This window comes from Rathayibacter sp. VKM Ac-2759 (genome assembly GCF_009834225.1).
Lineage (GTDB): Bacteria > Actinomycetota > Actinomycetes > Actinomycetales > Microbacteriaceae > Rathayibacter.
This window is the reverse complement of sequence record NZ_CP047176.1, coordinates 1,530,891-1,550,914: the sequence shown is the minus strand read 5'-3', so window position 1 is coordinate 1,550,914 and position 20,024 is coordinate 1,530,891. Positions and strand designations below refer to the sequence as shown.

The following is a 20,024-nucleotide window of genomic DNA, read 5'->3' as shown; positions in this document are numbered from 1 at the left end:
GGTACCCGTGAACGAATTGACGTTGGTGCTCCTCTGGGGAGTCACGGTCGGGCGATAGGTCGTCTGGGAGCGCCGCATATTTGCAGCACTCCCGAAAGGCACGACCATGCACCTCACTTCTGAACAGATTCTCGACGACGGCACCACCGAGCGTGAGTTCACTCTCGGTGATTTCTCCGGCATTTTGTGGACGCCAGCAGCAGCTTCCTCGTCCACGCCAGTTCCACTCATTTTGTTGGGCCAGCCCGGCGGGTTTGGGATTCGACGGATGTATCCCCGCCTCGTTGCACGGGCGCTCAGCGCCGCAGCGCAAGGCTTCGCTGCGGTCTCCATAGAGCTGCCTGGGGCGGGCACCCGCATCCCGCTACCCGGCGTAGAGCAGGCTCGAGCAGACCTCATCCGTGCAATCTCCACGGGCGACCAGCCCGGAGCGGACCTTGTAGACCGACTGATCCTTCCGCTCACCGACCAGGCTGTACCAGAGTGGCAGATCACTCTCGACGAGGTCCTCGACCTCCCCGAGATCGGCGAGAAAGTTGGCTTCTCGGGCGGCGTGATCGCGATTGGCACACGCCTCGCGGCCATCGACTCGCGTATCGCGGCAGCGGGACTCTTCGCTGGCAGCTACGTGCCGCGTGTCACGATGGAAGAGGCGCGCCAGGTCACCATCCCGCTGCACGTTCTCCTCCAGTGGGATGACGAGGGGAATGACCGGGGAATGGCTCTCGATCTTTTCGACGCCTTCTCATCGACTGAGAAGACGCTCTGCGCCAATATGGGTGGTCATACAGGCGTCCCGCGATTCGCAGGTGAGGATGCCGTCCGCTTCTTCGCCCGCCATCTCGGCTGAGTCGTTGACTGAGAGGGCGCCGGCTCCACGGCGTCGCAAGTCGAGCACGCACGCGAACGCTCCGCTCACGGTTGAGGGCCGCCATCGGCTCCTCGAACGCTGCCGATCCCGCCCGATCGCTCAAGTTGCCCGCGAGATGGGAATCTCGCGGGCAACCGCGTCCAAGCGGGTGAATCGATACCGGCAGTTCAGCGCGGCCGGACTTCTCGACAGATCATGCGAGCTCGACCGGAAGCCCCCTGGGACGGGCGGCGATGCGAAGACGCAGATCGAAGGGATGCGCCGTGAACACAAATTGTCGGCATCTCGAACCGCTTTCAAACTCCAACAAGTCCAGGTCCAAATCAGCGCTCGCACCGTGACGCGCCTCCGCGGGCAACTCGGCCTGAATCGTCGACGCGCCTCCGGCAGATAGTTGCCGCACTTGTCCGGATATCACAAACCGCCGCCGTCATGAATCACGCCAACCTTGGTCCGGCGCGTCCGTTCAGTCCGATAGTGGCACGCACCCGGACGATACATCACCCCATGGAGCCGGTGGCCTACGACTGTGTCAAGGTGATCTTCGTTCGTCATGGCTCCGCGATCGTGCGAAGTGAGTTCGGCGAGAAACCCGTAAAAGTCGGTGACGTCATCGCTCTTGCTGCCGACACGCTGTGTGGAAGCGAGCCCGAAGGCTCAATCACTGTCAGCACCCTTTACCTCGACCATGAATACATCATCGACCAGGTGTTTTGGCAGCACGCCGCGCTGCTCGCCGACCGATGGGATGCGCAAGGCTTCGCTAACGAGCTGTACTCCGAACCAGCCCAAATAGTGCGCCTCGGCGAGGAGCGCGCCGGGATGCTCATGCCCTGGCTGGACGAACTAGTGGCACTGAGCATCGACGGCGCAGATTCGGATCGGTTCTTTCGGATGCAAGCCCTACTTTTCGCGGTGCTCGACGTGATTACTCCCTATATGAGGACCACCCCAGTGCGCCGCATTCCTAGCGATCGGAAGACGACCCGCCGGCCTGGCCCTCCGTCGCTTCGCCGGTTTGCACCGTTGCGCGCCGAAGCCCGAGAGGCGCTCGAACTGCTCCACAACCACCCCGAGAAACAGTGGACACTCCAAGTTCTCGCCGCTGCTGTGCACTTGTCGCCGTCGCAACTCGGCCGAGTGTTTGTGGATGCCTACGGTAAGACGCCAATGACCTACCTGTCGACCGTGCGCGCCGAGGGTTTAGCGCGATTGCTGCGAGACACAGACCTACCCGTCGAAGTGGCGATGCGGCAGGTGGGCTGGCAGAGCCGGGGCCATGCCGCAAGGATGTTTCGCCAAGCCGTTGGAGTAACTCCGGTCAGGTACCGACAACTGAGCCGACAAACGTTCACAGTCTGAGTCGCGATACACATGTGCGCATCGGCGGTACATGCATCCGCATCCTCGCCCGATGCTTCGCCCGAGGTGGCTAATTGGCTGGTAATCCGGTGAAGACTCGTTGGGTTCACCGCCGCGCCCGACGGTCACATCGCTCGTTTCGCTGTCCGTCTCATTGCTGGTGGTCCCGGCGTACCTGATGGTCACCGAGCCCGATCGGCCCGGTGCTCAGGGTATCGGGAGGAGACCAGGCCATGGCCAGAACGCGGGAGCAATCCCAGGAGGCGCGGGAGGCAAAGCTCGACGAGCTGCATGAGCGCCTGACCGGCGCTGTGGAACAGCTCGTCTCCGGTGATGACTGGGCTCGGGCGCTCGCGTTCGCGGCACGGTTTCGGGCGCGATCGTTTTCCAACACGTTGCTGATCTGGGCGCAGCATGAGGCCGCCTACGAGGCAGGTCGCGTGCCCGACCCGATGCCGTCCTTTGTCGCGGGTTACAGGCAGTGGCAGGGGTTGGGCCGTCAGGTGGAGAAGGGCCAGTCGGGGTACATGATCTTCGCCCCGGTAACGGGACGCTTCGCCTCATCGAATCCCGCTGCCTCCGATTCATGGCGTCGGCTTGGGAAGGGCGATAGGCCCCGGCCGGGCGAGGTCGTGCGGTCGAAGATGATCGCCGCCCGCCCTGCCTACGTGTGGGATGTCGCGCAGACGGCTGGAGACCCGATCCCGGAACCGCCCTCACCACGCCTGCTGAAAGGCGAGGCACCTGCCGGTCTATGGCGCGGACTGGCAACCGTGGTCGAGGAGCGCGGGTTTGAGGTGCTGCGGGTCCCGCATGAGGGGATGATCCACGGTGCCAACGGGATGACGGACTACACCGCGAAGACGGTGGCGGTGCGAGAAAACATGGACCCGGCCTCGCAGGTGAAGACTCTCGCTCACGAACTCGGTCATGTGCTCATGCACGTCCCTGACGCCGAGAACGCTCGCCAGCATCGTGGAATCGGGGAGGTCGAGGCAGAGTCGGTCGCGCTGATGATCGGCGCTGCCCACGGCATGGACACGTCTGGTTACACGATTCCGTACGTGTCGACGTGGGCGGCCAGGGTCGACGGAAAGGAGCCGGTCGAGATCGTCAAGACCACCGGTGAGCGGGTTCGCAAGACCGCGATGGGAATCCTCGACCAGCTCGATACCACCCAGATCGGGGACGGCACCCCACCGGGTTTGGACCGCGAGACACCGCAACGGACCCAGCCCGGTAGCGAACGGTCAGCGCCCGAACGCGCAGCGTTACTACATGACGCTGGCGCGCGGGTCACGACCGTAGCAACCGCAACGGCGCGAGAGAGAGGCATGTGATGGCCCTTCCAGACGTGTTCGCCCGTGCGCTGACGCGACCATCCGCCCCGCAGTCGTTGCCTGCTGCCGCCGAAGAGCTGGCCCGCGTGGGAGTACCGGTGTTCCCGTGCATACCGGGCGGGAAGCGACCGCTGACCGAGCACGGCTTCCACGACGCCACCACCGACGCCGACCGAGTAGCCGCATGGTGGGGCCGGTCTCCCGGGGCGAACATCGGCGTCCCGACCGGCGCACCCTCGGGAATGGTCGTGGTGGATGTCGATGTCCATGGCCCTATCGATGGGTTTCGTGGTTTCTCGCGCGCCCATCGAGCGGATCTGCTGGACGGGTGGCAGCTCCTGGTATCCACGCCGTCCGGCGGGATGCACGCCTACTACCGATCAACGCCTGGTCAGGTGCAACGGTCCTGGCAGGCGGCGCGCGCGGGGATCGACTTCCGTGGCGACGGCGGATACATCGTCGTCCCACCCTCACGGATGTCCATCGCCGGAGACGTTGTCGGTTATCGGGTGCGGCGGGTCGAGGCCGGAACGTCCTCGGTGCTCGACTCGGATCGGTTGCGAGATTTCCTCGACCCGCGCCCCACAGTTCGCGAGCCCATGAATACAGCTCGGCGGCAAGGTGCGGATGTGTCGCGGTTGGCGGCGTGGGTCGCTGGACGCGCGGAGGGTGAGCGGAACCGCAGCCTGTTCTGGGCCGCGTGCCGGCTTGCGGAGAACGGCCTGCCAACCTCCAATGCCCTCGACGTACTGGGCGCTGCTGCTTCGGATGCGGGTTTGGGTGAACGGGAGATCATCACAACCATCCGTTCTGCCTACCGTGCCGCTCATCCCGACAGGGAGGCGGCCTCGGCCTCGGTGCGAGCCTTGGCACCTTCAGAGGCAGACATCTGGTTTGCCGGAGATCCTGCTGCTGTGGGTCCGTCGAATACGCGGGTCCTGTGATGGCCACCTCCGTTCTCGACAAGCAGGCGGGCCGGCACTGGGCGGTAGTGACGGCTGTGGCCGGGACGGTGTTCATCGCCGCCGGGGCGTTCTGGCTCAGCTTCACGGCGTTGTCGGATCTCGCCGCCCGGTCCGGGATCGGTGAGGAACAAGCGTGGGCTTGGCCGCTGATCGTGGACGGGATCATCGTGGTCGCCACGGTCGCCGTCGTCGCTCTGGCCGGACAGCGGTCGGCCTGGTACCCATGGGCGCTGCTGGTCGGCGGGGCCGCCGTGTCTGTGACCGCGAACGCGATTCACGCCGTCGTCGCCGCCGACGCCGATGTCCCAGGTGTGCTGGCCGCGAGTGTGGCGGCAGTCCCGCCGGTTGTGCTGCTGGCGATCACCCATCTGACCGTCATCCTCACCCGCCCCCTCCCCACCGCTGGGGAGCCGTCAACCGCTGAGGAGACGCCGCAAGTCTCAGGCACCACGACCGCGCAACGAAGCCCCGTCGCACCGCCGCGCGTTGGGAGCACGCTCTTGAAACGACTCCCCGCTGTTGAGGAAGCACCGCTCCGCACGGTTGCTGCCGCGGATCGGCGCGACCATGCCCGGGAGCTCCATGGCCGGGGGTGGTCTAACAAGAAGATTGCCCGCGAGCTCCAGGTGCATCCCTCGACTGTGGGCCGGTGGTTCGCCAGCGCGCACCTTCCCGACGACACCGAAGATGCCGACGTCGAGGAGGCGGAGAACTCATGAGCAGCCATTTCGCCCAGCCAGACGAGCGCCATCAACACGCGCCCGAACCGGATACGACGCCCGCCTCATCGGAGCGTGCCGATAGGACAGAAACCCCGGAGGCGGTGCAGGCCGCAAGAGTCAGCCGTCCGGGCAGCGACACGTCGCCGGCAGGAGCGTCCGTCAGCCGTGTGCGGGGTGTGGAGTGGGTGCGGCCTACCGATTTGATGGCTCGTCACGGTGCCGCGTTGGCGGGTCGGGGTATCGATTTCGAGGTCGAGCTGGCCCGCCGCACCCGTAGCCTCCCGAGACAGGCCGTCCGTGCGGGCAGACGCCGGATCAGCGACGAACAAGCCGTCGAGGCCGAGCGGGCACGGCGTTTACCGCCGGTGTCGGACTTCGGTCGTTCGGGTGGGTCACAGTCGTGGGTGACGCGTTCGGGGATCGGGTTGGGGTGAGCTGACGATGCGCGCCCCCAGCACCAACACGTCGCCGATGACGTCTGCTGGGGACGCGTGCGCACCTGTGTGTCAGGAGGTGCCCTGACCATGACCGAGAACACGCACACCACCACCAAGCGCCCGACCAAGAGCGTCGAGGACTACACAACCAGCGAAGGCCTACGGGTCCTGCTGCACCGGCTCCACGACTCAGGGCCGGGCGGATGGCGACGCGACCCAATGGCAGCGGAGCTGATGGTATTCGTAGCCGAGAAGTACGCGCCCTTGGCGCGCAAGCACGGGTTGGACCCGTGGGAGGCCGCGTCCGCAGCGTTCGACGTGATGCGCACCCGGGCCGCCCGGACCGCGATCGATCCGTGGGCGGTGGTCACTCATGCGGTACGGATCACCTGCATCTTCGAGGAACGTGCCCAAGGCTTGCTGTGCTCAGTGCATCAGGCACGACGCCCGCATGTGTCGGCGTTCCATGACCCGGAACGGTTCAGCGACCGCGACAATCCCCTGATCGACTACGATCCCGCGTTCCACGTCACCGATCCAACGCCAACCGGCGACGGCAAGAGCCAGGATGAGGACGAGCCCTCGGCGGGGGCGTCCACCTCGGCGTCGGCTGCGGTAGAGGATGCCATCGCGTTCTTCACCCTGCTGGACTGGCCGCCGTCGACCGCGCGAGCCGGGATCGAACACGTCTGCGGGGCACTGACCAGGGCTGGCACCCGCCAGGCCACCTACGAGGCGCTGCGACGCGACAAGCACGCTCGCGCCCAGCTCGACATCCCCCGGACCTCTTGGACTGCCCTATTGAAAGCGGCGCTGGGCAATCCCCACCCGGCCTATGCCGCGACCGCTGCCGGGCGGGGCGTGCTGCTACGGCTGCTGATCGGCGAGCCCGTCGCGGTGCTGCTGCGTGATGACGACCTCGTCCTCGCCGTCTCTCTCGCCGCACCTCGCGAACCTGGCGGGGGTGGGTCGCGGTGAGAGCGCCATCGGGGTTCATCGAGTTGGAGCGGACGGTCGCCTCGATTCGGGTCGGACGCCGGCATCGCACCGAGCTGGGCGACATCGATGAACTTGCTGCGTCTATTGAGCGCGACGGGCTCCTGCAACCCATCACGATCACCCCCGATGGGATGCTGGTGTGCGGTGCACGCCGACTGGCGGCAATCACACGTCTCGGATGGAAGAAAGTCAACGTGTGGGTCCGCTCCGGAATATCCGACCGCCTCGGACATCTCCTGGCCGAACAGGACGACAACGCGCTGCACAAGCCACTGACGCAGACCGAGGCCGCCGCCCTCTACCGGGAATTGAAAACCCTGATGGCCGAAGACGCCGAACGGCGACAAGCAGCAACCATGTTCAGCAGCGACCACCAGCCGGGAGCTGACGGTGGTGGAAAATTTCCACCACCGTCACCCGGCCCTCGCGGCAAGACCCGCGAGCAGGCCGCGGCGATGATCCCGGGCGGGGCCTCCTACAAGACCCTCGACAAGATCGGCTACCTGGAGCAGATCGCCGCCGACCCCGCCCAACCGACCGAACTCCGCGCGCACGTCACCGCTGAGTTGGCACGCATCGATGCCGGCGCACCGGTGCATCCCATATACGAATCCGTCCGCGCCACCGCGACCACCGCTCAAGATCAGCGCGAGACTGACCTGCACCAACTCGCCTCCGACGCACTCGCCCGAGCCAAGAACAGCAAGACGAAGAAACACACACCCCGCCCCATCCCGCCCTCCGATGGAGGTGGTGAGCCAGTGCGGTATCCGGTACGGGCGTTCGTGCTCACCTGGGGCGAACTGGTCGACTGGTGGACCCACTACGACGCCGATCATCTCGCCGCCGAACTCAGCGACGAACAGATTGAGTCCTTCCTGGACACTGTCGCCGGGACTGGCCGGTTCGCAGACGAGCTGCGTGCCGCCCACGACAGACAGACCAGCGGCGACCTCGCGCCCGTCGGCGGTCACCTGCGCGCCCTCTGACTACTCCGCGCCGCTGGGTTCCGGTAGTGCACCTACGGGGCATGAAGACACCCGACCTCACTGACCCCCGTATCCGTCGCCGGTGGATCGCCGTGCTCGCCGCAGTCGCGGCGGTTCTCGTGCTGGCCGGTGTCGGCGTCTACGGCCTGATCACCGGACCACCCACGCCAGCAGGCACCGACAGCGGCTCGACCGGTCCTGGGCCAATCGCCACGACACCTACCGCCCCGGCGCCGACTGCGACACCACACCTGCCCGTCGTAGCCGGGTCGGACGATCCGGAGACCTTCGCCCGCAACGTTGCAACCGCCCTGTTCGCCTGGGACACCGCGTCCGGATTCATGCCCCTGGACTACACCTCAGTTCTCCTTGCTGTCGGCGACCCCACTGGCGCCGAGCAAGCCGGGCTTGCCTCCGACATCGCCACCTACCTGCCCACCCGGGAAGCGTGGGTCGAGCTGCGCCAGTACGCCACGACCCAGCACCTCACCATCGACACCCTGTTCGTCCCCGATGCCTGGGACACCGCCATCGGCCAGGCTCACCCGGGACAGCTCGCTGCGGGAACGACCGCCTACACAATCGAGGGCACCCGCCACCGCTCTGGCCTCTGGAACAACGAACCGGTCGCCTCCGAACATCCGGTGACGTTCACGGTGTTCATCGTCTGCGGCCCGACCTACGACACCTGCCATCTGCTGCGGCTCTCCCAGCTCGACAACCCCCTCCGATAGGGCCGGGGGGAATCACTCGTGAAGAAGCTCGTCACTGCCGCTCTCGCTCTAATCCTGCTCGGTCCGTCGTTCGCGTTGGTCGGGATCGGGGCCCTGATGAACCCTGCCTCCACAGCCGCGTGCACCCTGCCCGGGAAGGACATCACGATCGGCGAGATCCCCGAGTCGCTGACCGTGACCACCGCGAACGGAGAGACCTTCACCCTCAACAACCAGCAACTCACCCACGCCGCAACGATCATCGAGACCGGCGCGAGCATCGACGGGGTTACCCGGGACGGGCTCCAGATCGCGCTGATGGCCGCGCTCACCGAATCCACCCTGCGCATGCTCGCCAACACGGGCAGCTACCCCGAGTCCGGGAACTACCCCAACGACGGTGACGGCTCCGACCACGACTCGCTGGGCCTGTTCCAGATGCGGCCACAGTCCGGGTGGGGCACGGTCGCCGACCTCATGGACCCCACCTATCAGGCGCGGGCGTTCTTCGGAGGACCACACGGCCCGAACTACCCCAGTCCCCGAGGGCTGCTGGACATCCCCGGCTGGGAGTCGATGGACAAGGGCGAAGCCGCCCAGGCCGTCGAGGTATCTGCTTACCCCGACCGGTACCGCAACTACGAGCCCGTCGCCGAGACCATCCTGACCACCCTCACCACCACCACGACCACTGCGGGCACTTCGACCGGCGGCACAGTAGCGCCACTAGTGATGACCGCGGCGGAGTCGTCGCGGGTGGTGTTCCCGCTGCCGGAGGGCACCTGGGTTCCCTCCTCGGACTACGGGCCCCGGGTCCACCCGATCAGCGGGGAGAACTCGTTCCATACCGGTGCTGACTTCGCCGCCCCCGACGGCACTCCCATCCTCGCCGCGGCAGACGGAACCGTGACCGTCGCCGAGTTCTCCGGCGGCTACGGCGGACTCGTCGTCATCGAACACCACATCGACGGAGCAGTCGTCGCAACGGCGTATGCGCACATGTGGGAGACCGGCATCCACGTCACCGCCGGCGACACCGTGACCGCCGGACAGCACATCGGCGACGTCGGCTCCGCCGGCAACTCCACCGGCCCACATCTGCACTTCGAGGTCCGTGACGGCGGCACCAACGGCCAGCACACCGACCCGGCAGCCTGGCTCAACGCCCACAACGCCGCCGACCTGCCCGAGCCTGCAACCGGCGCACCCGCCGGCTGCGACCCCGCCACCGGAACACCCGGCGGCGACCCGGAACCGGTCGATGGCGACCCAGACCGAATGGTCGACGACCCCACCACCGGCGGGCAAATCACCGCCCGCCTCCTGAACCTCCACACCCAGGCCACCGCAGCGTTCCCGGAGACCTCGTGGTCCTGCTACTCGCCACGTCCGGGCACCGTTTCCGAACACCCTCTGGGGCGGGCGTGCGATCTCACGTTCGGCAACGCCATCGGCACCCCACCCACTCCCCCGCAGCTCGAGGCCGGATGGCAGGTCACCAACTGGATGAAGGACCACGCCGAAAGCCTCGGCGTCGAGTACCTGATCTGGCAGAACAAGATCTGGTCCCTGGCCCGAGACGCCGAAGGATGGCGCGACTACACCCACGGCACCGATATCACCACCCGTCACATCGACCACCTCCACGTCACCGTCCGGGCCGGAAGCTGACGACCATGGACGTGTTCCCCGACTTCGAGGGCCTGAGCGGCATCGGCGACCTACGCGAAGTAATCGGCGCACTACTGACGTTCGTGCTCATCACCGCCGTGTTGATGCTGATCGTCTCCGCCATCATCTGGGCCATCGCTACCGCCAACGGCAACCACACCGCTGCGTCCAAGGCACGCATCGGCGCGTGGACCGCCCTCGCGACCACAGTCGTGGCCGGCGGCGGGGTCGCGTGGATGAACTGGCTCATCACCCTCGGCCAGCAACTCTGACGACGCCCTGCCGCCCACGTCCCGAACCTGTCGTGTTCGCGGCTTCACGGGTTGGGCCGCGCACCTGACCGACGAACCCATCCATGTTCTCCGCCGAGGGGCGGAGGTCATTCGTCAGGAGGCCCACCGTGTTCGATCTCATCACCGCCCTGCCCGCGCTCATGCCGATGGACATCAACATCGATCCCAACAGCGACGGCCTGCCCGGTATCGCACAGCTCCGCACCATCGTCGGCGCCGTCATGACCGTCGGCCTGATCCTGTCCGTCCTGGCGCTGATCATCTCGGCGATCGTGTGGGGCTTCGGCGCGAACTCCTCCAACCCTCACCTCGCCGGACGGGGAAAGGTCGGCGTCCTCGTCTCCTGCGGTGCGGCAGTGATCTGCGGAGCGTCGGTGACGCTCATCAACTTCTTCTGGAACGTCGGCCAGCAGGTCTGACCCCACCCACCCGACTCGAACCCTATGTGTGAGGAGTGATTGCGGTGGGTGTGTGCGATGTCCCCATCATCTCGTCCGTCTGCGACACGGCCGGCGAAGCCGCCGCGTCCCTCGTGGCTGCACCGTTCGACTGGCTCGCCTCCGCGATGGGCGCCGCCGCGGGCTGGCTGTTCGAGGCCGTCTGGACCGTGTTCGACACCACCACCCTGGTCGATATCACGCGGCCGGAGTATGTGGCGGTCTACAACATCCTGTTCGGCATCGCCGTGTTCGTGATGCTGATCTTCTTCTGCCTCCAACTCATCACCGGCCTCATCCGTCGAGATCCGACCGCCCTGTCCCGGGCGGCACTGGGCCTGGCGAAATCCGTCCTCGGATCGTTCGTCGTCATCACCCTGACCGCGTTGCTCTTGGAGATCGTCGATCAGCTCTGCATCGGCATCGTCCAAGCCGCCGGCGAGACCACCGAGTCGATGGGAGACAAGATCACGCTCTTGGCTGCGGGACTGGTCGGGATCAACATCGCCGCCCCCGGGGTCGGGGCGATCATCACGATCTTCCTCGCCGGCCTCGCCATCGCCGCCGCCGCCATCGTGTGGCTCTCCCTCCTCGTCCGCAAAGCCCTCCTGCTGGTCGCGATCGTTCTCGCGCCGCTGGCGTTCTCCGGTGCGTCATGGGACGCCACGAAGGGGTGGATCAGCAAATGGGCGATGTTCGTCATCGCCCTGATCGTCTCCAAGCTCGTCCTGGTCGTCATGTTCCTCGTCGCCATCACCCAAGTCTCCGCGCCGATCGACGGGGATCTATCTTCCGTCGCCGATCCGATCGCCGGGATCGTGCTGATGGCGATGGCCGCGTTCGCTCCCTACCTGACGTACAAGTTCCTGTCCTTTGTGGGCTTCGACATGTACCACGCGATCGGGTCCGAGCAGGACGCGAAAAACGCCCTCAACCGGCCCATCCCTACACCGTCGAAGCCACAGGGCGGCGACCCAAAGAAGATTCTCGACGGCGGCAACAACTCCAGAGGCGGTGGGGGTGGAAAGACCCCGCCGCCACCGAAGGACACGGCACCCCAGGACCCTGGTGGCGTTGCCGGAGCCGGAGCCGGGAAGGCTGCCGCCGCGGGCGGCAGCTCCGCCGGTGCGGGTGCTGCGGCAGCAGGCCCAGTCGCAGCGGCAGTGATCGGAGCGAAGGTCGCCAAAGATGCAGCTACCGCCGGGCCCAAAGCCGGCGCCGCGCTCGGCGGGCACGGCGAGACCGCCGCCGACTCCGCCTCCCAGGCAGGCAGCACACCCCCACCGTCACAGACACCCCCGCCATCCACCCCGGCGCCCAAGACACCGTCCGCACCGAAACAGACCCCATCTCCGGCTCCGAAGCCGACCGGGAAGGAGTGAGAACCATGACGACCAAGAACGAGCGCGCCATGTCGTCGGAACTGGTACCAGTGAAGTTCTCCCGCCTCACCCGCCGGGGAGTGCTGCTGGGCCTGTCTCTGTCCCAGCTCATCACCTTGGCCACCGGCATCCTGAGCATCGTCGGCGCACTGTACGCCGGCGGCGGCATTCTCCTCGCCTACACCGCACCCGTCTGGGTCCTTGCCGCCGCCCTGACCTGGACACCTATCGCCGGACGCCCCGCTGTCGAATGGCTACCGGTCGCGTTCTGGTGGCTGTGGCGTTCCACCGGCGGGCAGCTCCTCTACCGGCGGCGCGTGGTGACACCACGCCCGGTCGGCACTCTCGCCCTGCCTGGTGACACGGCGCGGCTCCGCGAATACACCGACCCCGACACGAATGCCGGGATGATTCACGACCCCCACCAGCAGACCCTTACCGTCGTCTGCGAAGTCAGCCATCCCGCGTTCGTGCTCCTCGACCCGGGCGAGCAGGAACGCCGCGTCACCTCCTGGGGGCGCGTCCTGGCGACGGTCTGCCGGTCGGGACGGATCGCGACCCTGCAAGTACTCGAACGCACTCTTCCGGACTCCGGGACCGGGCTTGCCGAATGGTGGGCCTCCCACGGGATCTCCAACGACTCCTGGGCCGCGACCACCTACGCCGAACTCATTGACCGCGCCGGGCCCGCCGGAGAACGACACGCCACCACCCTGTCTCTCTCACTGGACATGAAAGCCGCCGCCCGGCAGATCAGGACCGCCGGGGGCGGCATCCGCGGCGGCGCGGCCGTACTCCGCCAGGAGATGTCCACCCTCGTTGCAGCGCTGCGCTCCGCCGACCTCACACCGTCCAGATGGCTCACCCCCGGACAAATCGCCGTCATCCTCCGCGGTGCCTACGACCCGGCGATCGCCGCCACCCTCGAACGTCACGGCGAGCTGGGACAGAACCTCGCCACCGCCGGCCCGGTCGCAGTCAACGAGTCCTGGACACGCTTGCGCACCGACTCCGCCCACCACACGACACTGTGGATCAGTGAGTGGCCCCGCTCGATGGTCTATCCCGGATTCCTGTCGCCGGTGCTGCTGTCCACCGGCATCAAACGCAGCTTCTCACTGATCTGCACTCCGATGCGCTCGGACCAAGCTGCCCGGGACATCCGCAAGAAGAAGGTCGAGCACATCAGCGACGCCGCTCAGCGGGCAAAGATCGGCCAGATCGAGGACGCCGCCCTCACTGCCGAATACCAGGACGTTCTCCAGCAGGAAGCCGACCTCACCGCGGGCCACGGGGTACTGCGCTACACCGGTCTCATCAGCGTCTCGGCCCCCACCGTCGACGAGCTGGAGGCCGCGGTCGCGGCTATTGAACAGGCAGCGATCCAAGCCTCCTGCGAGACCAGACCGCTCGTCGGTCAGCAGGCCGCCGCATTCACGGCCGCCGCACTGCCGCTATGCCGGACCGTGTGAAGCTCAGGCGGGGTCGGTGGGCCTGACGAGGATGGTTGTTGTCGGGTCGACATCGGCTGCCCACGCCAGCGTGGGCAGATCGGCACTGTCCAGTCCGTCGAGTTCGAGACGGACCTGTCCGGCCAGGTGGGCTGAGTTGACCGACTGCCCGTTGGCGATAGCGGCGTAGAACTGGGCCGCGTAGTTGATCGCGTCGGCATCGTCGATGCTGTCGGCCATGCCGATCGCGAACGGCACGACCTGGTCCACCAGGTCATCGATCTGGGCTGCGGACTTGCAGGAGTTCAACAGCACCAGCAGCGGCGGCTCATCGGTGGCGCGGATGGCGTTGGCAAACGCGCGGGCCGTGACGATCACGCCGGTGTGCGGCGCGTCCCGCTCGTCCTCGAACACGATGAGGTCCTCGTTGCTATGGCCTGAGAAGTGCACCACGTGGGGGCGGAACTTGGTAATTCCGTCGAGGAGGTCATGGGTGGTCGCCGCCGGACGGACGTCGAGTTCGATCTGATCGCGGTGCAAAGCGGATTCGACGGCCGCCCGGATGCGTTTCTGTTCCCTTCCCACTCGGAGGTCTCCTTCCGAGGATGCCCCGAGAATCAGTACCCGAAGTTTTTCCGGTTTTGGGGAAGGAAGCTGGCGAAGAACCTGGTCGACGGCTGATTCGGTTCCACTGATTCGTGACTCCAGTGTTGCCCGATCGGCGGCAGTCCGCCGGTCCGCCTGCTGCTGTTCGCGTTTACGGCGGCGCTCCGCGGCATCTGCCTCAGACTGCTCGGCTCGCGTCAGCTTGGTCAGCAATGCTGACTCTTCTTTCGAGTACCCGGCGGCCTTCGACTGCAACCGGCCGGCTTCCTTACCGGCGGTTTCGGCTTCCTGGTCCTTGCGATCAGCTTCGCGAAGCTTGCTCTTCGCAGTCGTCTCGCTCTTGGTCTTCGAAGCGGACTGTCGGGCCTTGGCAGCCTCGGCACGTTTCTTGGACTCCTTCGTCCGATACTCACCGGCCTTCTTCTCGGCCTCGATCCGCTGCTTGCGTTTCCGTTCAAGCTGACCCCGGTACTGACTCGCGCTCATCTGACTCCCCCTCGCTCCATTGCGTCCACTCGTAGCCACGCTACGCCCGACCACGGACACCCTTGGCTCATCACCGCGCACCTGCTTGACACGCCACATGCCAAGGAGACTCGCAATGCCGACATTCAACGATCCACTCGCAGATGCCGCCGATGCATCAGAAGCGCTGCGCGGCCTCGCCCACGCCAGCCGGACCTTCGACAACCCCGCCGACACGTACGCCGTTTTCGGTGATGTGATCTCCGGAGTGCGGTCGCTGCGACAGGTCCTCGATCAGCTCGCGGACGCTCATCTGACCCACCGCGAACGCGCCCACGACGACTCCGGCAATCACGCTGCCGGAGCAGAAAGTGCCCTGACCTCTGCGGATGAGCTGCACCAGGCGGGCACTCTGCTGGATCAGGTGCACGACCGGCTCGATGCAGCGTTCGGTCACTCGGGAAAGATCGCCTGGCACCCCGAACCCGCCCTCGAAGGAGCGCCGCTGAGCGAGCCCGCCGCGCGGCGGTGGGTCTCTGTCGTGTTCCTCCAAGGCGAAGACGCCGATGGGGTGCTCGACCTGATCGACCGGGACGGCACGGACGCGGCGATCGAACACCTGAAGAGATTCGACTACGGCGACGAGACCACCTCAGCCGCGATGGAGAACGGGTACGTCTACGAGGAGCCCCCGGCGGGGCCGCTGGACCGTGTGGTTGCCGATGGGGACTACATCCTCACTTCGAACGGAGCGATGGGGCACGTAAGCCTGCTACGCGCGCTCCCGGTTCCGCCTGATCCGCCGCTGGCTGGATCGAGTGCAACGCACCGTCGCGAGGCGACGCGGACGTCGCCGGTGGCGGATCGGGACTGGTTCGCCGGTCCTGCCGGCGGGACCGCCTCTGTTGGGCGGGAGCTGTCGCTGTGAACGAACGCGAGCAATTGCACACCTCCGTACTCGTCGCGCCAGCCTCCGAGCGCCGCCGGCTCCGTAAGCAGCGCCGGCAGGCCGCCGCCCACCTCCAGGCTGAACAGCGCCGTACCGAGATCGCCGAAGTGAAGGCGAAAGCGGAGGCCGAGCGCGCCGAACGACGAGCCACCGCCTACCTGCCTGCCGCGGGTGAGCCCGGCCCGGCAGCGCTGCGCTCCCCTGGCAGGTTCCGTCTGCCTCGGCATCAGGACACCTCTGCGACGTTGGCGGGGGCGTATCCGTTCGTCGCGGAAGGTGGGCTCGGCGCCGACGGGGTGTTCGTCGGGCAAGACCTCTACTCGGGAGGGTCGTTTGTGTACGACCCCTGGGTGCTCTACGCCCGAGGCATCATTACCGCACCGAACGTGGTGCTCGCGGGGATCGTCGGTTCTGGCAAGTCCAGCCTCGCGAAGTCGCTCTACACGCGGAGCATTCCGTTCGGCCGCCGGGTGTACGTTCCGGGCGATCCGAAGGGCGAGCACACCGCGGTCGCGGAGGCCGTCGGTGGTCGGGCGATCGTCCTGGGCCACGGACTCAACACCCGCCTGAACCCGCTCGACGAGGGCCACCGGCCCTCCGGTCTGTCCAATGAGCAATGGGCGATCACCGTTGCGTCCCGCCGCCGCGACTTGATTGGGTCACTGGCTGAGACGGTCCTGGCTCGCGGGTTGACGCCGTTGGAGCACACCGCGATCGACCTGGCACTCACGCAGACGGTGCGGGAGAACACCGTGCCGATCCTGCCCATGGTCGTTGACCGCATCCTCCGCCCTACTGCCGATGTCGACGACCGGTTGGCAGATGACGGACGGCTCGCCGGCCACGCCCTGCGCCGCCTGGTCGCCGGTGACCTCGCCGGCTTGTTCGATGGCCCGTCCACAGTGACATTCGACCCGTCCCTTCCGATGATTAGCCTGGACCTGTCCCGTGTCACCGAGAACAGCACCCTGATCTCCGTGCTGATGACGTGCTCTTCGGCGTGGATGGAATCCGCCTTGTTGGACCCCAACGGCGGGCAACGCTGGGTCATCTACGACGAGGCGTGGCGGCTCATGTCCCATCCGGCACTGTTGCGCAGGATGGACGCGCACTGGCGGCTGGCTAGGCATTACGGAATCGCGAACATGCTGATCTTCCACAAGCTGAGCGACCTCGACAACGTCGGCGATGCCGGCTCCGCGATGCGGTCCTTGGCGAACTCGCTGCTAGCGAATGCCGAGACCAGGATCGTCTACCGGCAGGAATCCGACCAGCTCGGCCCCACGGCACAGGCCCTCGGGCTCACTGGCACCGAGCAGAAGCTTCTCCCCTCGTTAGGTGTCGGGCAAGGACTGTGGCGGATCAAGGACCGGGCCTTCGTGACCCAACACCAACTGCATCCCGCCGAGCTGGAGTTGTTCGACACCAGCTCCAGGCTCACGCAGGGGGTGAAGTGATGCACCGCAAGCCCCTCCGCCGTTCGACCTGGCAGGAACCCGAGCAGACCCCGATCGCGCTTCCGCGCGCGGTCGTCACCGTCACTGACGATGGCGAACTGGACGTCACTGTCGACGGAACCGCATTCCCGCCGCCGACCGACGGGCAGGCGTGGACGCGAAGCAGTTTCGGAACCCTGCTGGATGCCATCAGCGAAGCCCGGGCGACCGCAGTACGCATCGAAGTCCGTGAGACCGACGGGAGCGTGTTCACCGACATCATCCGCACCCGCCGGCGCATCACGCCAGGACCGGCAGCACCCGAGTCGGGGAAACAAGGCGGCAAGCACGCCACGAGGACGCGAACGCCCGAGCTGATCGAGGTGACAGCGGACGGGTACGTGCCGGGCGAGGACGTTGCCGTCGCCGTCATCGCTTCCCACACCGATGCCGCCTGGACCGGCCGCGCCCGCACCCTTCTCGACAAGACTCACCTCGACCCCGTCCTACGCGACGGCACCGGCGAGGTTGTGCTCCTCGGGCGAATCTCCGGCACCGTTCACGTTCGGCGGCTGCCATGAACCCATCCCAGCAACGTCAGGGTGGGTCGGTGGGCGATGAGCTGACCAACGCCGCACTCATCGGGTTGGTGGGGATCTTCGGCGTCGCGCTCATTCTGCGTGCCGCCGGAAGCGTGGCAGCGTTCCTCTCCGGCACGCCGCAACCCGCATCGGGGCTAGCATCCGGATTGGCGGTGCTCGCCAATCCGGGCGACCCGGCCACTGCGCTGGGCGCCCACAGCCTCAGTCCGATCGTGTACTGGGGTACGACCGTAATCCTGCTCGCGAGCCTCGCCACCGCAGGGACCTGGGTGTGGGTCCGGTTTCGACGGCATACCCGAAAGGTCGACGCCGACCCGCGGCGTCTGATCGGCACCGCCACCGCCCACGACGTCACCAAGGCTGCCTCAGCCAAGGCGCTTCTCCGCCGGGCATCTACGCTCCGCCCCTCCCTCGACAGACCCGCCCCTGGCGATGTGGGCTACCGGATCGGCACGTCCAAGGGGCGAGATGTTTGGGCCAGCGTCGAGGACTCAATCCTGCTCATCGGGCCACCCCGCTCTGGCAAAGGCCTCCACCTCGTCATCAATGCCATCCTCGATGCGCCGGGCGCTGTCGTCACCACCAGTACACGCCCAGACAACCTCACCGCCACTCTCCGCGCGCGGGAACGTGACGGACGCCCGATAGCCGTGTTCGACCCCCAGCACCTCGCCGAAGGCATCCCAGCAGGCATGCGTTGGTCACCGATCCGCGGCTGCGACGACCCGCTAACCGCGATGATCCGCGCCACCGGCCTCGCCGCCGCCACCGGACTCTCGTCCGGCGGAGTCGAATCTGGCGGATTCTGGGAAGGCAAAACCCGCACCGCCCTCCAAGCGCTCCTCCACGCCGCAGCCCTCGACCAGCGGCCACCATCAGAACTGTTCCGGTGGACCCTCGACCCCACGGCTGCCGCCGAAGCCGTCGCGATCCTCACGAACAGTGCTCAAGCGGCGACAGGCTGGGCGGACTCCCTCGGGGCGATGATCGACTCCGACCCCAAGACCCGCGATTCGATCTGGCAGGGCGTCGCCCTCGCCCTCGGCGCCCTCGCTGACCCCCGCGTCCTCGACGCCGTCTCACCCGGACCCGGCGAAGGCTTCGACCCCGAGACGTTCATCCGAGAACGCGGCACCCTCTATCTCCTCGCTACCGGCGCCGGAGCCGGCGCATCCGCCGCACTCGTGGCAGCGCTCGTTGAAGACCTCATCGAGACCGCTCGCCGCATCGCCGCGCGGTCACCCGGCGCACGCCTCGACCCACCCTTGCTGCTCGCACTCGATGAGATCGGCAACCTCGCCCCGTTACCGTCCCTGCCCACGCTAATGGCGGAGGGCGGCGGCACTGGCATCACCACTATGCCTGTCCTTCAGTCACTGGCCCAAGCTCGGGACAAATGGTCGGACAACGCCGCCGGTGCGATCTGGGACGCGTCCATCGTGAAGATCATCCTTGGCGGCGCCTCCAACTCTCGTGACCTCCAAGACCTCTCCACGCTCATCGGCGAACGCGACGAATACACCGACAGCGTGACCCTCGGCGACCACGGCAGCCGCTCGAACCAGCGCTCCATCCGCCGAGTGCCGATCCTTCCGCCGGACCGCATACGCACCTTGCCGTTCGGCACCGGCGTCACCCTGCTCCGCTCCGCGCCACCAATCATCACCGACTTGCGGGCCTGGACCTCGCGCCCTGATAGCGCCCAACTCAAAGAGGAGCGGGCCGGCATCGAGGCGCGGCTACGACGCCCAGCCGGCTCCTGACGAAAGCGCGCCTGGGCGTTGCTGTGCACCTGCCTTATACGAGCGACCTCGCACCGGCGGTCGCCACGAACACCAGGAGGAGAGCCCGATGGCTATCCGTACTCAGCAGTCCATCTCGGGCTTCATCGCGTCCGATCCGCAGCTCAACTACACGTCCAAGGGTGAGGCGAGGTTCTACGCACGGATCGGGCAGGAACACTTCCGCCGAGAAGCCGATGGGACATTCACCCGGCTAGAGCCGACGTTCCACGATCTCGTCGCGTTCCGTGCCACCGCCGAGCGAGCCCATGAACGATTCGCCAAGGGCGACAGCTTCGTCGCCGAGGGATACGTCCACCCCTACACGAGCGAGCGCGACGGGCAGAGCACCGACGTTGAAGAGTTCGTCGCCAAGAAGATCGGTCACGACCTCGCCCGCACCACCTACGAAGTCGACCGCACACGACGTGCCCCGACCGCCGTCGAACAAGTCGCTCCTAACCGCGAGCCCGCCGACCGGTCCGCAACTGAACACGCAAACGCTCGACGAACATCCCCGGACAACGCGCCCGCGATCGGGCTGTGAGGAATA

General features: G+C 66.7%; 19 protein-coding genes. 18 read left to right on the top strand and 1 reads right to left on the bottom strand.

From position 1 onward, the window contains the following. Nucleotides 1-106: 106 nt before the first annotated feature. The 13 genes from GSU68_RS07120 (at nucleotide 107) to GSU68_RS07055 (ending at nucleotide 13,653) form a co-directional block, all read left to right on the top strand. On the top strand, nucleotides 107-850 hold the full coding sequence (locus GSU68_RS07120; RefSeq protein ID WP_159906788.1) for an alpha/beta hydrolase: 744 nt from the start codon (nucleotides 107-109) through the stop codon (nucleotides 848-850). A 528-nt stretch (nucleotides 851-1,378) separates the two neighbouring features. Continuing rightward, the gene (locus GSU68_RS07110; RefSeq protein WP_244259422.1) at nucleotides 1,379-2,233 is read left to right on the top strand and encodes an AraC family transcriptional regulator; all 855 of its coding nucleotides are present in this window, start codon (nucleotides 1,379-1,381) and stop codon (nucleotides 2,231-2,233) included. A 233-nt stretch (nucleotides 2,234-2,466) separates the two neighbouring features. Continuing rightward, a complete protein-coding gene (locus GSU68_RS07105) occupies nucleotides 2,467-3,573 on the top strand; it encodes an ImmA/IrrE family metallo-endopeptidase (protein WP_159906782.1) in 1,107 nt (368 codons plus the stop codon). Then, a complete protein-coding gene (locus tag GSU68_RS07100) occupies nucleotides 3,573-4,517 on the top strand; it encodes a bifunctional DNA primase/polymerase (protein WP_159906780.1) in 945 nt (314 codons plus the stop codon). Before GSU68_RS07105 ends, GSU68_RS07100 begins: the two co-directional genes overlap by 1 nt. After that, complete coding sequence (locus GSU68_RS07095) at nucleotides 4,517-5,257, top strand: DUF2637 domain-containing protein (protein ID WP_159906778.1); 741 nt, start codon at nucleotides 4,517-4,519, stop codon at nucleotides 5,255-5,257. Before GSU68_RS07100 ends, GSU68_RS07095 begins: the two co-directional genes overlap by 1 nt. A 527-nt stretch (nucleotides 5,258-5,784) precedes the next feature. Continuing rightward, complete coding sequence (locus GSU68_RS07090; protein ID WP_159906776.1) at nucleotides 5,785-6,675, top strand: hypothetical protein; 891 nt, start codon at nucleotides 5,785-5,787, stop codon at nucleotides 6,673-6,675. Next, the gene (locus GSU68_RS07085) at nucleotides 6,672-7,685 is read left to right on the top strand and encodes a ParB N-terminal domain-containing protein (RefSeq protein ID WP_159906774.1); all 1,014 of its coding nucleotides are present in this window, start codon (nucleotides 6,672-6,674) and stop codon (nucleotides 7,683-7,685) included. Before GSU68_RS07090 ends, GSU68_RS07085 begins: the two co-directional genes overlap by 4 nt. 41 nt (nucleotides 7,686-7,726) lie before the next feature. Next, complete coding sequence (locus GSU68_RS07080; RefSeq protein WP_159906772.1) at nucleotides 7,727-8,419, top strand: hypothetical protein; 693 nt, start codon at nucleotides 7,727-7,729, stop codon at nucleotides 8,417-8,419. A gap of 18 nt (nucleotides 8,420-8,437) precedes the next feature. Next, nucleotides 8,438-10,069, top strand: coding sequence for a M23 family metallopeptidase (locus tag GSU68_RS07075; protein WP_159906770.1), 1,632 nt, complete (start codon nucleotides 8,438-8,440; stop codon nucleotides 10,067-10,069). Between the two features lie 5 nt (nucleotides 10,070-10,074). Next, nucleotides 10,075-10,341, top strand: a complete 267-nt coding sequence (locus GSU68_RS07070) for a DUF6112 family protein (protein WP_159906768.1) — start codon at nucleotides 10,075-10,077, stop codon at nucleotides 10,339-10,341. Nucleotides 10,342-10,469: 128 nt separating this feature from the next. Further along, complete coding sequence (locus tag GSU68_RS07065) at nucleotides 10,470-10,781, top strand: DUF6112 family protein (RefSeq protein WP_120773564.1); 312 nt, start codon at nucleotides 10,470-10,472, stop codon at nucleotides 10,779-10,781. 44 nt (nucleotides 10,782-10,825) lie between these two features. Further along, a complete protein-coding gene (locus GSU68_RS07060; RefSeq protein ID WP_159906766.1) occupies nucleotides 10,826-12,181 on the top strand; it encodes a conjugal transfer protein TrbL in 1,356 nt (451 codons plus the stop codon). Nucleotides 12,182-12,186: 5 nt separating this feature from the next. Next, nucleotides 12,187-13,653, top strand: coding sequence for an SCO6880 family protein (locus tag GSU68_RS07055; protein ID WP_159906764.1), 1,467 nt, complete (start codon nucleotides 12,187-12,189; stop codon nucleotides 13,651-13,653). A gap of 3 nt (nucleotides 13,654-13,656) precedes the next feature. On the opposite strand, the gene GSU68_RS07050 is transcribed toward GSU68_RS07055, so the two are convergent. Then, on the bottom strand, nucleotides 13,657-14,724 hold the full coding sequence (locus GSU68_RS07050) for a CHAT domain-containing protein (RefSeq protein ID WP_159906762.1): 1,068 nt from the start codon (nucleotides 14,722-14,724) through the stop codon (nucleotides 13,657-13,659). 115 nt (nucleotides 14,725-14,839) lie between these two features. Between GSU68_RS07050 and GSU68_RS07045 the strand changes: the two genes are divergently transcribed. From GSU68_RS07045 to GSU68_RS07025, 5 genes are all read left to right on the top strand, one after another. Next, nucleotides 14,840-15,631 (top strand): hypothetical protein, encoded by a 792-nt coding sequence (locus GSU68_RS07045; RefSeq protein ID WP_159906760.1) that lies wholly within the window; start codon nucleotides 14,840-14,842, stop codon nucleotides 15,629-15,631. Beyond that, a complete protein-coding gene (locus GSU68_RS07040; protein ID WP_159906758.1) occupies nucleotides 15,628-17,109 on the top strand; it encodes an ATP-binding protein in 1,482 nt (493 codons plus the stop codon). The genes GSU68_RS07045 and GSU68_RS07040 overlap by 4 nt, the downstream gene beginning before the upstream one ends. Beyond that, nucleotides 17,109-17,669: a hypothetical protein gene (locus GSU68_RS07035; RefSeq protein WP_159910173.1), complete on the top strand. Its 561-nt coding sequence runs from the start codon at nucleotides 17,109-17,111 to the stop codon at nucleotides 17,667-17,669. Before GSU68_RS07040 ends, GSU68_RS07035 begins: the two co-directional genes overlap by 1 nt. Then, nucleotides 17,666-19,453: a type IV secretory system conjugative DNA transfer family protein gene (locus tag GSU68_RS07030; protein ID WP_159906756.1), complete on the top strand. Its 1,788-nt coding sequence runs from the start codon at nucleotides 17,666-17,668 to the stop codon at nucleotides 19,451-19,453. The genes GSU68_RS07035 and GSU68_RS07030 overlap by 4 nt, the downstream gene beginning before the upstream one ends. An 88-nt stretch (nucleotides 19,454-19,541) precedes the next feature. After that, a complete protein-coding gene (locus GSU68_RS07025; protein ID WP_159906754.1) occupies nucleotides 19,542-20,018 on the top strand; it encodes a single-stranded DNA-binding protein in 477 nt (158 codons plus the stop codon). The last annotated feature ends 6 nt before the right edge of the window (nucleotides 20,019-20,024 follow it).